At 44.7% G+C, this 13,609-nt stretch carries 14 protein-coding genes; 11 read left to right on the forward strand and 3 right to left on the reverse strand.

Annotated elements, in window-relative coordinates:
- The first annotated feature begins 155 nt into the window (after positions 1-155).
- The 6 genes from spoIID (at position 156) to MFMK1_RS03210 (ending at position 5,138) form a co-directional block, all read left to right on the forward strand.
- Complete coding sequence (gene spoIID, locus MFMK1_RS03185) at positions 156-1,121, forward strand: stage II sporulation protein D (RefSeq protein WP_366923718.1); 966 nt, start codon at positions 156-158, stop codon at positions 1,119-1,121.
- Positions 1,122-1,180: 59 nt separating this feature from the next.
- Complete coding sequence (locus MFMK1_RS03190; RefSeq protein ID WP_366923719.1) at positions 1,181-1,681, forward strand: NapC/NirT family cytochrome c; 501 nt, start codon at positions 1,181-1,183, stop codon at positions 1,679-1,681.
- A gap of 41 nt (positions 1,682-1,722) precedes the next feature.
- Complete coding sequence (locus MFMK1_RS03195; RefSeq protein ID WP_366923720.1) at positions 1,723-2,466, forward strand: peptidoglycan DD-metalloendopeptidase family protein; 744 nt, start codon at positions 1,723-1,725, stop codon at positions 2,464-2,466.
- 137 nt (positions 2,467-2,603) lie between these two features.
- Positions 2,604-2,861, forward strand: a complete 258-nt coding sequence (gene spoIIID / locus MFMK1_RS03200; RefSeq protein ID WP_366923721.1) for a sporulation transcriptional regulator SpoIIID — start codon at positions 2,604-2,606, stop codon at positions 2,859-2,861.
- 107 nt (positions 2,862-2,968) lie between these two features.
- Positions 2,969-4,000: a rod shape-determining protein gene (gene mreB / locus MFMK1_RS03205; protein ID WP_366923722.1), complete on the forward strand. Its 1,032-nt coding sequence runs from the start codon at positions 2,969-2,971 to the stop codon at positions 3,998-4,000.
- Between the two features lie 145 nt (positions 4,001-4,145).
- Positions 4,146-5,138 (forward strand): LCP family protein, encoded by a 993-nt coding sequence (locus MFMK1_RS03210; RefSeq protein WP_366923723.1) that lies wholly within the window; start codon positions 4,146-4,148, stop codon positions 5,136-5,138.
- Between the two features lie 52 nt (positions 5,139-5,190).
- Here the strand turns inward: MFMK1_RS03210 and MFMK1_RS03215 are convergent, their stop codons facing one another.
- A complete protein-coding gene (locus MFMK1_RS03215; RefSeq protein ID WP_366923724.1) occupies positions 5,191-5,343 on the reverse strand; it encodes a chromosome segregation protein SMC in 153 nt (50 codons plus the stop codon).
- Positions 5,344-5,763: 420 nt separating this feature from the next.
- Between MFMK1_RS03215 and MFMK1_RS03220 the strand changes: the two genes are divergently transcribed.
- The 5 genes from MFMK1_RS03220 to MFMK1_RS03240 all read left to right on the forward strand — a co-directional run bounded on the left by MFMK1_RS03220 (position 5,764) and on the right by MFMK1_RS03240 (position 12,069).
- Positions 5,764-6,378 carry a copper amine oxidase N-terminal domain-containing protein gene (locus MFMK1_RS03220; RefSeq protein ID WP_366923725.1) on the forward strand — a complete coding sequence of 205 codons (615 nt, stop codon included), beginning with the start codon at positions 5,764-5,766 and terminating at the stop codon, positions 6,376-6,378.
- Between the two features lie 116 nt (positions 6,379-6,494).
- Positions 6,495-7,391 carry an LCP family protein gene (locus MFMK1_RS03225; RefSeq protein ID WP_366923726.1) on the forward strand — a complete coding sequence of 299 codons (897 nt, stop codon included), beginning with the start codon at positions 6,495-6,497 and terminating at the stop codon, positions 7,389-7,391.
- Between the two features lie 31 nt (positions 7,392-7,422).
- Positions 7,423-8,403 carry an LCP family protein gene (locus tag MFMK1_RS03230; RefSeq protein WP_366923727.1) on the forward strand — a complete coding sequence of 327 codons (981 nt, stop codon included), beginning with the start codon at positions 7,423-7,425 and terminating at the stop codon, positions 8,401-8,403.
- A gap of 33 nt (positions 8,404-8,436) precedes the next feature.
- Positions 8,437-9,171, forward strand: coding sequence for a WecB/TagA/CpsF family glycosyltransferase (locus tag MFMK1_RS03235; RefSeq protein WP_366923728.1), 735 nt, complete (start codon positions 8,437-8,439; stop codon positions 9,169-9,171).
- Between the two features lie 450 nt (positions 9,172-9,621).
- Positions 9,622-12,069, forward strand: a complete 2,448-nt coding sequence (locus tag MFMK1_RS03240; RefSeq protein WP_366923729.1) for an S-layer homology domain-containing protein — start codon at positions 9,622-9,624, stop codon at positions 12,067-12,069.
- 574 nt (positions 12,070-12,643) lie between these two features.
- Here the strand turns inward: MFMK1_RS03240 and MFMK1_RS03245 are convergent.
- Both MFMK1_RS03245 and MFMK1_RS03250 read right to left on the reverse strand, forming a co-directional pair.
- The gene (locus MFMK1_RS03245) at positions 12,644-12,943 is read right to left on the reverse strand and encodes a type II toxin-antitoxin system RelE/ParE family toxin (protein ID WP_366923730.1); all 300 of its coding nucleotides are present in this window, start codon (positions 12,941-12,943) and stop codon (positions 12,644-12,646) included.
- Positions 12,940-13,170 (reverse strand): addiction module protein, encoded by a 231-nt coding sequence (locus MFMK1_RS03250; protein WP_366923731.1) that lies wholly within the window; start codon positions 13,168-13,170, stop codon positions 12,940-12,942. The genes MFMK1_RS03245 and MFMK1_RS03250 overlap by 4 nt, the downstream gene beginning before the upstream one ends.
- Positions 13,171-13,609 lie beyond the last annotated feature (439 nt).

Here is a 13,609-nt window from a genome sequence, read left to right on the forward strand (position 1 = left end):
TGCCGCCGTTTTTTTATTTGATAAAGCATCTTAATAAAAATGAATCAGGGAGTATGCCTTACGAGCAAAAGATACGCCCTAAAAGGATGGCATAAACCTTTCAAGCAAGACATAGGATTTAGTGAGCTTGTCACACCATAAAGCGGGGAGGAAAAATGCGCAGAACACTTTTTTTGGTAATAGCAGCATGCGTGCTGCTGGTTTTGATTCTTCCTATGGTCGTGCTAAATATTTGGCGTACCCCCAGGGTAAGCATCAAGACAGCCGGTCCAGGTATCAGGGTAAAGATGCATGATACCGGCAAGGTAGTAGTGATGCCTTTAGAGGAATATTTAGTTGGTGTAGTGGCAGCCGAGATGCCGGCGTTGTTTCATGAAGAAGCGCTAAAGGCCCAGGCGGTGGCGGCACGAACCTATACCTTAAAAAAACTTAGCAGTAGCGTCAACAGTACCCACCATCCCGGTGCGGACGTTTGTACCGATCCCAATCATTGTCAGGCGTGGCTGTCTCCTCTGGCCATGCGTCGGCGCTGGGGCTTGGTTCAGTACTGGTCATATCATGATAAGATTGTCTCGGCGGTTAAGGAGACCGACGGTATGGTGGCGACTTACCGTGGTAAGCTGATTGAGCCGGTATATCACTCAACCAGCGGCGGCCGTACTGAGGCTTCCTCTGAGGTGTGGAAGTACAGTTTCCCCTATCTCCAGAGTGTAGTATGCAAGTGGGATAAGCAATCCCCTCGCTATTTAAATACTGCTGTTATGACCATATCCCAAGTAGCACAAAAACTCAATACCAACTTAGGGTCGGTGCCCGCAGCATCAGGTGGAGCTAAATCACTGCTAAAAGTATTAGAACGGACAGTGTCAGGCAGGGTAAAAACCATCCGGGTAGGTGACAAAACTTATAACGGTACGGAGTTCAGACGTTTATTAGGTCTTAGTTCCACTTATATCGATTGGGAGACAGACGGTGATAAAATAACCTTTAAAACCAAGGGATACGGCCACGGGGTGGGACTCTGTCAATACGGTGCAGACGGCATGGCTCGACAAGGGAAAAGTTATCAGGATATTCTCACTTATTATTATCGAGGCATAACTGTAGAAAAGTATGATTAAGCGGCAGGAAGTAGGCAATATTTGTAGAATTTTTCCCAGTGACCAATGGGGGAATGTCTATGCGAAAAATACTCAACTATATATTATTGGGGGCTGCAATCGCTTTATTAGTTTTTATTTTCATAGGCGCCTCTTATGCAGATAACGGTAAAGCTTGTATGAGCTGCCATGAAATGAAAGTACCGGTGGAGAAGTGGACTAATTCCGCCCATGAGGGAATCGAATGTATGGTTTGTCATGCTGAACCGGGGTGGAAGGGATTGGTGGCTGCTAAAAGTACCGGCCTGGGGGAAGTAACTAAGCACCTCTTAGCTGAAGTTTTGGCAGAACCGATAGACCCGGCTGCTATTCATGCCCAAGTTTCCACAGATAAGTGTCTTGGCTGCCATGTAGTTGCCGAACTAAAACCTTTTAATAAAGCTGTGGACCACCAGCTGCATTTGGACGCGAACTTTGACTGTTTTGACTGCCACAGGCGCACTGCCCACGGTAACTATGAAGAACGTCAGGTACGTAAGGATAAAGAGCGCTGTCTTAAGTGTCATGACAGCGAGGTTTAAAAAGGGAAATAATGGGTAATAATATGGCCGAGGTGATTATTATGATTAAGAAAACCTTGGCCTTTTTTATTGCTCAGGGTAACAGACTGGCCCGCGGGGCCAAAAAACTGGGTAATGGGCTGGTGCAGTACCGGTGGACGGTTGCCGCAGTGATGGTCATTGCTTCAGTACTTATTCCCGTATATTTTCTCCTTGACTCCCCCTATGCCAAACCGGAAAACCAAGTGACCGATGGCAAATCTCTTGACGGAGCCGACATTGGGAATGCTAAGCAGGATAGTGACTGGCCGGTGGCGGTAGAAGAACCGGCGGCACCGCCCACTGATGATACTTCAGCAACGCCGGCAGAGAGTAACGCAGAAGAGGAAAGTAAACCGGCGCTGAATGACATGGTCCTTCCGGCTACAGGCCAGGTGGTCACCGGTTACGGTTTCAATTATTCTCAAGAATTTGCCGATTATCGATTTCATGACGGATTGGACTTATCTGTGCAGCGGGATATGCCCGTAGGGGCTGTGCTACCGGGTGAAGTAACTGTCGTGGAATATGCCCAATTATATGGCTATCGCGTCACAGTGGACCATGGTAGCGGCTGGCAGACGCGTTATGCAAATCTTGCCAAAGTCAGTGTGGAAAGGGGTGACCAAGTTGAACAGGGTGATCAACTTGGTACCATCGGCGACCCGGGCACTGCTGAAGCCGCTTCCGGCACTCACGTGCACATGGAACTGCTGTCTGATGGAGAGAGCGTAAATCCGTCAGCTTACCTGCCGTTGGCAGAATAGTTAATAGCCCGTTAAAGGGCAAATATGTTGAAATAGACCAGGAAATGGTTGTCTCACTTGAGTTTCCGCCATTTTCCTGGTCTATTTTTATGGCCTCCACATATATATTTACAGAAAAATCGGAAGGAGGCCTCAGCATGCAAGAGTATATCCGCAAGCGGGTTCTGGAGATCAGTGGGTACATTATAGAGTCTTCGGCAACAGTCAGGCAGGCAGCTAAGGTATTTGGTGTTAGTAAAAGTACGGTACACAAGGATGTTAGTGAACGATTGCCGGTAATTGACGACAGATTGGCCGATAAGGTTCGAAAGGTATTGGAGACAAATAAAGCCGAAAGGCATCTCCGCGGCGGCGAGGCCACTCGTAAAAAATATAAAGAAACCAAGGTTTCATAGAGGAATTTGTCAGCAGATGAAGAATATGTATATGAAAATTGCCGTATTTTAGTTTTTTTATTCTTTTTCTTGTTTTAGGGACAAGCTATCGTGAGAGGAGTTGTGAAATGTTTGGATGGGGCACAGATATAGGTGTTGACTTGGGTACTGCCAGTGTGCTGGTTTATGTCAAAGGCAAAGGCATAGTTCTAAATGAGCCATCTGTTGTAGCCATCGACCGGGACAGCGGCCAGATAATTGCTGTGGGAGAAGAGGCACGAAAAATGCTTGGGCGAACGCCGGGTAACATTATAGCCATCAGACCTCTCAGGGAAGGCGTGATTGCAGACTATGATACGACTGAACGTATGCTACGCTACTTTGTTGAAAAAGCTTGCGGCAGCCGTAAACTTTTCTTTAAACCCAGAGTGATGGTCTGTATTCCTTCCGGGGTTACAGGCGTGGAAGAAAGGGCGGTGAGACAAGCCGCCATGCAGGCCGGAGCTAAACAGGCATTTTTAATTGAAGAACCCTTGGCAGCGGCGCTGGGTGCCGGGTTGGATATTTCCGAAGCCAGCGGCAGCATGGTGGTGGATATCGGCGGCGGCACTGCTGATATTGCCGTGTTATCTTTAGGTGGGATAGTATGCAGTAAGTCTTTGCGAGTTGGCGGTGATAAGTTTGACGATGCTATTGTACGTCATATCCGTCGAGAGTATAATCTGATGATTGGTGAACGTTCTGCTGAAGAAATGAAGATGAAAGTCGCTACTGCTTACCCACAGGGTAAGATTGAAGATACCCAGATGGATATCCGCGGACGGGATTTAGTCAGTGGACTGCCTAAGACCATTACCGTCACCTCAGATGAATCTTATGAGGCGCTCGCAGAAGCTGTGGAGCAGGTGGTCAGCGCGGTGAAAGAGGTCCTGGAAAAGACACCACCGGAGCTGTCTGCAGACATCATTAATAAAGGGATTGTCATGACAGGCGGCGGCGCTCTCCTTAACGGACTGGATATGCTGCTGAGAGAAGAGACCGGATTGCCGGTACATATTGCGGACGATGCTATTTCCTGCGTTGCACTGGGTACGGGAAAAGCATTGACCATGTTAAACATATTACAAGAAAATGGTATACTTTCGAAAAGAGTAGTCTAATAAAAAACACTTGTGGTGTCAGGCACCGCAGGTGTTTTTTTACCTTTAATGCCGGAAGGCATGAAATGCTTTTGTTCTATAGATACATAGCCCATCCTTTTACAGTAAATACTAGATTATTGAGATGTAAAGGAGGGGTGGGATTATGTTGTTTCGAAGAGGAATTTGGCGCGCCGTGGTGTGGGGTTTTGTCTTAGGCGGTCTTTTGGCGGTCTTTACTGATATTATCGTGTCTACCCCCAGTGTGCCGCAGCCGCTTGCCGAAAACATCCGCATTGAATCGATAAAGATACTTCCATCAGTGCCCGAAAGGGAGACAGCCAAAAGCGTCTGGCCCCGAGAGGAAATAATACCGGCTGAAAAAGAGCGAGAACAGCCCGATGAAAAAATTTGGCCGGCGAAAAAGGAACCCCTTAAAGCTGCTCGCAATTTCCCCCAGTTAGATACCGCTGCCGCCAAAGAAGTGGCGCTGCTCCCCAATTGGGATTTAGCTGCCGCCCCCAAGCTCAACCGCGAGACGGACAACCTCAATGTTCTTTTCGTGGGGGTGGATGGGGAACAATTAGAAATGGTAGCAGTATATAGTATAAATAATAGAGAGAATTTCAACTCGGGCGCTGTATTTTTTCCGGTAAATACTTACTTTAGCGGTAAGACACTGACGGAGACTTTCCGCCAAAAGGGCGTCGGTGGTGTCAGGGCAATTCTTCAAACTGAAATGGAAGTAGATATTTCTTATTTCGTATTAATGGATAAAAGAATTCTCGCTGAAGTGGACAGTTTTCTTAAGCCCATTGTCGTCAACGGTGAAGAGGTGGATATTAATAACCTCTTCAAAATGGAAGTGACTCCAAATGATGAAGAAATTCTCGGTCAGCTAATGACACAGCTCACCAAACCGTCGGTATATTTCCTGCGTCTGCCTAAGCTTCTAATTGCTTTCAATAGATATATGGAGACGGACTTCCGTCCGACCTTGGATAATCTGAGACTGCACTTTGAAATTGCCTCCCATATTGATACTAAGCAGATAAATAAAGTAATTGCCGGTGGACAGGGCAGATACTTAAATGGTCAGAAGGTGTGGGTAGTGCCGGATACGGTGCTTAAGAATGTGGTTTACCAGATTACCATTTAAAAGCAGAAAAAATAAGAGCGCGGCAGGTTAGCCGCGCTCTTATTTTTTTACATTAATTACTGGCTTCGCTCTGTTTATTTAGCTCTAACCGCTCGTCGATATCCATAATCCTCACCAGCAGCTTGGCCTTTTCTGTTTCCTTGGCTCTAAGCCATTCGGTTAACAGGGCATTGCGTTCCTGCTCTAACAAGTTGATGTTTCTCATTGCGTGGCCCCCTTTCAAAGAAAATAACCAATCTTCCTCGCAAATCTGCATATCAGATGGTCTGACCGCTGCGGAAAAAGTTAACGGCCTTTCCAAGTATTATTCCCATTACCAATATGTGAAATACAGCACAAGGGCTGGAAAATAAAAATCGTCCAGAAGGAAGATTATGCTAGTGAAATATAGTGCAATCAGGACGATTAAAAAAGGCGAAGTGCCTATTTGTAATTACATTTTAGCACAAAAAGAAGCTTTTGCAAATAGCATTTTTTCAAAAAACTATAAATTGTCACATTAAAGGACAATTGATGTTGGAAAAGGCTTCGTGCGCCAATAATTACCCCCAGGAAAAACACTGCTGATGTCGAACTATTTATGTGATATTATAGATAATGTAGTTTTTTGGGGAGAGGTGCACAAGTGAAGCGGAGATATTTCTTTTTATTAATGGTCGTCGTACTTCTTATCGGCTATGGGATGGGTCAGGCAGTACAGGCATCAGATCCGCTGCCGGGTTCTGACCAAGACCCTTTGGTTACCAAAAGCTATGTAGACAACTACATTAGCAGTCATTATACCGACCTTCAGGCCCAGTTGACCATGCTTACCCAGCAGGTAGTGACCCTTGAGCAACGGCTTGCCGACATGAAACAAACCGTTAAAGTAAAGATACAGTTAGTAATTGGCGAGAAAACTGCGCTGGTGGGCAGTCAATCGGCCCAACTTCCGGTGGCGCCATTTTTAGCTGAAGGCGGCTATACCATGCTGCCCTTTAGATTTATCGGTGAGGCCTTGGGCGCTGACATCGGGTGGGAAGCTGAGACAAAGACGGTAAGCTATACTGTGGGCAGTAAAGAGTTGAAGCTCCAAATAGGCTCAAAGACTGCTTTAGTAAATGGTGAAGAGATGACACTAAGCGCGCCGCCGATGCTGAAAGACGGCAGTACAGTGGTGCCGGTAAGAGTAGTGGTGGAAGGCCTGGGTGCTAAAGTCGATTGGGATAAGAGTACCAAGACTGTTACCATCATTCCGTAAATTAAGCAGAAACTCTGCCGCCGCCTCCAGTGAAACTTTTGGAGGTCTTTTCTCGTCAGTAGTATAATAAAGAAGTTTAAGTGTGATCTTTCATTGGAAGAGAGGGGGATACCGGAATGACAAAGAAAGATGACGAGCAGTTTTTGAAAAACTTTATGGTCTGGTTTTTGGGCGGGCTGATTTTTCTTGGTACCTTTTTCTTTGGTCTGGCGTACTTTATCGATGAGCACGCACCAAAACAGCCCCGGGTTTCCCAAGAGGAGGGTCAAAATCAAAAAGATGATACACCCAATGTGGATAAGATGAATATCCTAGTGCTGGGAATTGACAGCAGGGACAATGACTTTCGTGGTCGCACCGATACCATGATGGTAGCCGGCATCAACCCTGATGCGGGCGAAATCAGTCTTGTGTCCATACCCCGGGATACCCGCGTGAAGATTAAAGGGGCCTGGGATAAAATCAATGCTGCCTATGTATACGGCGGTGAGGAAATGGCCCAAAAGACAGTGGAGGATCTGCTGGATATTAGTATAGACTATTACGCCATTGTGGACTTTAGAGGTTTCGTCCGTCTGGTTGACATCGTTGGCGGTATTGAAGTGGATGTACCTATTAATATGGTCTATAAAGCCGAAGGAATTAACCTGACAAAGGGGCAGCAGACACTAAATGGTGAGGATGCCCTGGCCTATTCCCGCTTTCGCGGTACGGTTGAAGGAGATATCGGCCGGGCCAAGCGTCAGCAGCAGGTGATTAAGCTGCTAATTGAAGAAATGTTTCAGGCGAGGAACATTTTTAAAGCCCCGGCACTGATTGACGCTGTCAAAGAGAATGTAGAGACTGATATTCCGATAACTGAAATGGCCAAATTGGCCAAAGTAGGTAAGAATTTAAGTTCCACTACTGTTAACAGCCAGGTGCTTGACGGTACTAACGAAAAGATTAGCGGCATTTGGTACTATCTGATTAAGGAAAGTTCCATTCAAGAAGCTCACAAACTGCTTAGCTGAGTCATTTATTAAGCGGAATAGAGGCGATAATATGCGTGAGGAATCTAAATATGATTCAGAATTTTGGGGAGATACCGCGGTATCTAGGAAGGGGCGACGCAAACAGCAGGAAAAGCGCCGTTCCCGGGCCTTTTTTTGGCTGGCGGTACTACTGGTCTTTTTCGCCGGCTTTATGTATATAGGATATTCTGTTTCTAACAGCTTGCTGGACAATGGCCGGCCTGACGGAGAGAATGTGGGCGGAGATGTCCCTGCGGTTAAGAAGGGCGACCGGATGATGACTGTGCTGATGGTAGGGGTGGACCGCAGGAATGAGGAGGCCAGCCGTTCCGACACCATCATGGTGGCCTTTATCAATCAGGATACCCAGGAAGTAAAAATCCTTTCCGTTCCGCGGGATACCTACGCTAAAGTACCCGGTCACGGCAATACCAAGATCAACCACGCTCACGCCTACGGCGGCATGGACTTATTAACCACCTCGGTTGAAGAACTGCTGGGCACCGATATCGACCGTTATGTGGAGGTGGACTTTCAGGGTTTTATTAATATCATAGATATACTGGACGGCGTGGAAACAGATGTAGAAAAAGATATGTACTACGAACCGGAAAACATAAATTTGAAAAAAGGACTGCAGACACTAAACGGTGAAGATGCTCTGGCCTATGTGCGCTACCGCAGTGACGGCCGGGGAGACATCGGTCGGGTGGGTCGTCAGCAGAAGTTTCTGAACCTGCTTTTGGACCAGGCAGTGGAGGCAAAGACTTTATGGAAACTGCCGGAACTAATCGGCGAGTTGAGGAAAAACGTCAAGTCAGACCTCACCGTCAAAGATATGTTGCTCCTGGCCAAGGATTTAAACGGTATTACTTCCGCTAAATTAGATGCAGCCACACTACCGGGCGAAGCAACCTACATTGACGAACTGAGCTATTGGAGGCTTGACTATGATGCTGTGGAAAAGATGCTGGATGAATTCCGCAACGTCAAGGGCGGTACTGACAGCTAGTACCAGGAAAATCACCCCGACTGGGAGGGTACCATGGATAATATTAACATGATGGGCGTAAAAATTTCTAAAAAAAATCTGCAAGAAACCGTCAGTGAAATTAGTAGTTATATTATAGAAGGGACTTCTCATCACATTATCACACTGAATGCCGAGATTCTTTACCGGGCACAGCAGGATGAGAAGCTGATGGATACCATCAACAGTGCTGATCTGGTTACCCCGGACGGTGCAGGGGTGGTATGGGCCTCCCGGATACTTAACCGGCCGGTGCAGGAGCGGGTGACAGGAATTGACCTGGTTCAGGCAGTGACCGAAAGGGCCCAGCAGGAAGGGTGGAGGATGTGCCTCTACGGCGGCAAACCCGGCACAGCCCGGGAAGCAGCAAATAACCTGCAAAAAAAGTTCCCGAAATTAAAAATTGTGGGAACTTATCACGGTTACCAGTCGTCTAAAGAGTTGGAGGAGATGTACGGGCATATTGCCGACACAAATCCCGACATCCTGCTGGTGGCTTTAGGGGCACCGTTGCAGGAGTACTGGATCAGGGATAATAAGGAAACCCTGGGGATACCGGTGATGGTCGGAGTGGGCGGTAGTCTGGATGTATTGGCTGGCAAAGCCAAGCGGGCTCCCACGTGGTTGCAGAAAGCCCAGTTGGAATGGCTTTACCGCCTGATAAAAGAGCCCAAAAGGTACAAGCGTATGCTGGCACTGCCAAAGTTCATGCTGATGGTGCTGAAGATGAAGCTTCGCGGCAAGGCATAAAAGCAAAGCCACAAGCATACAATCTCCTAGTATTTGACACTGCAATCCCGACTCTATGTCATTGACTTGTCCCATACCTGTGATATAATTATGAGAGCAAGCTAAAGTTGCCATAATTATTAGTTTTAACCAGAATGTCCAGATTTTATTCAAGATTGATGTGGAAAAGCAGGTAATTAATACCAAAAGTCGAATATACATATTAAATATTCGGGTTTATTCTGTCTTTTTGTCTGCTTTTAAGCGTGTCCTCGCTTTATGGAGAGTGGGAGGCGCCTTAAAATATACTAAAGGTTTTTACCTTTAGGTCTTTGGGTTAATTGCATAAAAAATCTTTGAAGGGAGGGATCGCCCAGAAAAACTCGGTCCTAGCTGCCCGCAAGGCAGTAAAGTTACTTACATTTTTGGTTCATGGAGAAACCAAACAAAATTAAAAGGGGGATTTTTGAAGTGAAGAAGTACTCTAAGATTATTGCACTATTAACCGTAGCAGTATTAGTACTTGGCTTCGCAGGCATCGCTAGCGCTGCTGATTTCAGCGACATTGCTGACAGCGCTGCCAAGTCTGACATTGTGAAGCTTAATGCTCTCGGAGTTATCAACGGTTATGAAGACGGCACTTTCAAGCCCGATGGTAACATTACTCGCGCTGAATTTGCTAAAATTGCTGTTGTGGCTGCTGGATTGGGAAGCAGCGCTGACTTGCTGAAAGATGCTACACCTGCTTTCAGTGATGTAAAAACTGGTGCATGGTACACTGGTTGGATTAACCTGGCTGCTAGTCAAGGTTATGTAAAAGGTTATCCTAATGGTACCTTCAAGCCCGCTGCTACAATTTCTAATTCTGAGGTTGTAACTGTTCTGTTAAGAATTTTGGGTTACAACGATAACTTGGCTGGTTCCTGGCCGGTAGACTACATTGTTAAGGCTGCCGACTTGGATATCACAGAAGATGTTGCTTTCTCCGCTAAAGCAGCTGCCAAGCGTGGCGACGTAGCTGTAATGGCTGCTGCTACTTTAGACGCAACAATCGTTGAGTGGGATAATGACAAGGAAAAGTTTGAAGAGCAAACTATGGTTGAGGGAAGCAATACTGTAGAAGTTAGTCTGCTTGAAGATAAGTTCGAGGGCAGCATAACTAAGGACAAAGTAGTACTTGGCTGGAAATATGACGGCGACGAGTTTCAGGTTGTTACAGACAGCGGTAGCGTTGTTGTAAACGGAGATGCTAAATTCTCTGGTGCGGCTACTGTTGCGGCATTGGATGACCATGTAATTGACTACATTGTTAACGATGACGATGAAATCGTATTCGCTGAGGTTCAAGATTATGGTTTCTTTGTTGATGATGCAGCAACTCTTGATATCAACTCCGATGGCGATTACACAGACATTGATATTGATGATGAAAATTATGACTTTGCAGATAGCTATTACGCTAATGTAACTTCTTTGGTCAGTCCAACTGATGACACTGAATTTACAGCAGACGTAATTAAAGTTGCTTTAAACGACGATGGTGATGTTGTTCGTTTGGAAGTAGCTATCTATCCTGTTCCTGCAATTGTTAAAGAAGTTAGGTCTGATGACAGAATCGTAGTTAAGGAAACAGGTGATACTACTGTTCCTTCCGACCTTGACGAAGATGACGTTGATTACATCTTATTCAGAGATGGTAAGATTGTAGATGTTAGTGAATTAGAAGAGAACGACCTGCTTTATAACTTTGGTTCCGGTCTCGGCGTAGACTACTACCTGCGTGCTTACAGTGTTGCTAGACAAGCTAGCGGCGAACTGGAAGCTTCCTATGATAACGGAGCAAAAATAAAAATAGACGGAGTTAAGTATGATGTTGCTGCTAACGCTTGGGTATCCAAGAATGGTGGCGAGGACTTCGATTCCTTTGACCTTGCTAAGTTCTACGGTGAAGAGGTTACTGCAGTATTCAATATTGCTGGCGACGTTCAACTGGTTATTTCCGAAGTTGAAGGTTCCGCGGGCAGCACTATCTACGGTGTGGTAAGTGACGTTGACTATAAACTTACTGGTGATACTGATTCAAGTGGAAACCAGATAACTGAAGCTGACCAAGTAACAGTATTGTTATCCAACGGCAAGGAAGTTACCTACGATGTAAATAGTGACAGTGATGATGCTGCACTTGCTGCTGATGAAGGCGACTATGTTGAGTTTGACCTTGCTGATGATGGCGCTATTGATTACTGGTTCGATCGTGGAATCGGTGCTGTTGATATTACTGATGTGGACACTGACCGTGACCGCATACAAATTGACAACAACAGTTGGTACTTCTTAGATAGTGATAGCGTTATCTTTAATGCTAACGGTACTGATGACGCTGAAGTTGTAAGTGTAAATGATCTGGTTGACTACATTGATGGCGGAAATACTCCTACAGTTGATTTTGAAGCAGATGGTAATGAAATCGATTACCTGTGGATGAATGCAACTGTAAGCAGTTCAACTGATTACGCTATGGTTCTTGACAAAGGTGTTAACTCGGATGGTGAATATCTCTTTGTAGATATTGCTGGAACTACTTCTGAGATTAATGCTAAGGACAATAACGTAGACCTTGATGCTGCAGAGGAAGGCGTACTGATTTCCTTCGAGAAGTCTGGTGACGACCTTGCGTCAATCGACAAACTGACTACTAGTGTAACTTCAGAAGTCTATGATGTTGATGCTGACCGTAATGCTATCGACATTGCAGGTACACAGTACATCATCGATGAAGATACTGTAATCTACGATATTACTGGCGATGACCCGGTATATATCGAGTTAGATGAAGTATTTGATGGTGACTTCGTAGAATTCGGCAAAGAAGCTGACACTAGTGTGAACATGCTAGATTGGATAGTTGTTAGCGACTAACCTTAAAAAGTAATACTAAAGACCAGAAAGCGAGACCCTATTATAGTGTCTCGCTTTTTTTGGTTATAAGGGGGTCAGGCTTGAATTATTCACTAATTAATGAGGGGACATGCGGACAGGTTACTTGATTTGGCCCCACATAAATTTTATTTATCGTATCGGGACTGGATAATTAAAACGTTCTTTAATTAAAACGTTCTTTTATAGGTGGGGTTTTTTGAAATAATGATATAATAAAAGTAAGGGAGGACACAAGGGGACGGTTCTTTTGTGTCGGTTTTCGGTTACACGGGGGGGACGGTTCTTTTGTGTCGTTTTTTTACATAGCATTTATTATAAGAACTAGAAGGGTTGTTTTATTTCTTGTATGCACTATTAAAACTGATAAAATTAAATTGAAAGGAAGGAAAGGAAACTGCATATACAGCTTTCTCTTCCCCCAGATGTTATAATAATTACAGTTTATGAGGAACATACGGTATAACTGGAACACAGAGGGCCGGTTCTTGCGGTTCGTTTTTAGGGAGGTGGATGACGAACCTGAAAAGGATAAAGCTGAATATTCTCTCTCAAGTTATTTTAATCTTTTTGTCCAATAATCCGGTTTTCTGTTAAGATGCATAATGGCATATATCCTTATCTTTTTCTTATCTTCTGAGATTTGGTAAACTATCCCAAACGGAAAACGTTTAGTCAAGCATTTTCTGGTGTTTTCGGTGTACTCAGACCAGGCGTTAGGCATTTGGATTATTCGTTGTATGGTACTATAGATTTCATTGGTAAATTCCAAGCCAAGGCCTTTACTACACGATTCATAATACTCTATAGCATCTAAGAATTCTTTTTTTGCTTTTGAATGAAAATAATATTTCATTTATCAAACTTCTCCTGAATTTCTTTAAAAACTTCCTCCCCGGGGATAAGTTGAACCTTACCAGTTTGAAACTCATAGACTCTTTCTTCAATCTCTTTCTTCCATTCTTCTTCTATCTCTTTTTGAGTAGGGTAGATGCTGGCAAGTATTTTTTCAACCAATGCGGTTTTTACATCTACAGGTAGATCTTCAATTATGGAAAACAGCTCATCAGCTTTGGAACTCATGAATAACACCTCTCTTTTGATTTTGAGCTACCTTTAAAATTGCTTTAACTAATTATATCATAGGAGAACCGGTAAAACAGAGGGACACAAGGGGACAGTTCTTTTGTGTCGTTTTTCAAGTTCGAATTTGTTAAAACAAAATATGGGTGTAAAATGACCAGAAGAGCAAGAAAGAAAAGCAGCACAGTGATTTACCATGTTATTTTAAGGGGAATTAACAGAAGCCTAATCTTCAAATGGTTAAACCGCAGAAGTCAGAAAAATAGTTTTAACTGGAATAAATTCGCACTGTTCCTCAAGAAATATCCATTACCAAGAGCGAAAACATATGTGAGCATATTTGATTTAGGCGCCGGACAAAGCTATTTGATGTAAATGATGAAGTGAAGAGCCGTGTGCGTTAATGGCGCAAGCACGGTTCTGTAATCCTGAATTCAGG

This window comes from Metallumcola ferriviriculae (genome assembly GCF_035573695.1).
In the GTDB taxonomy this organism is placed as follows: Bacteria; Bacillota; JADQBR01; order JADQBR01; family JADQBR01; genus Metallumcola; species Metallumcola ferriviriculae.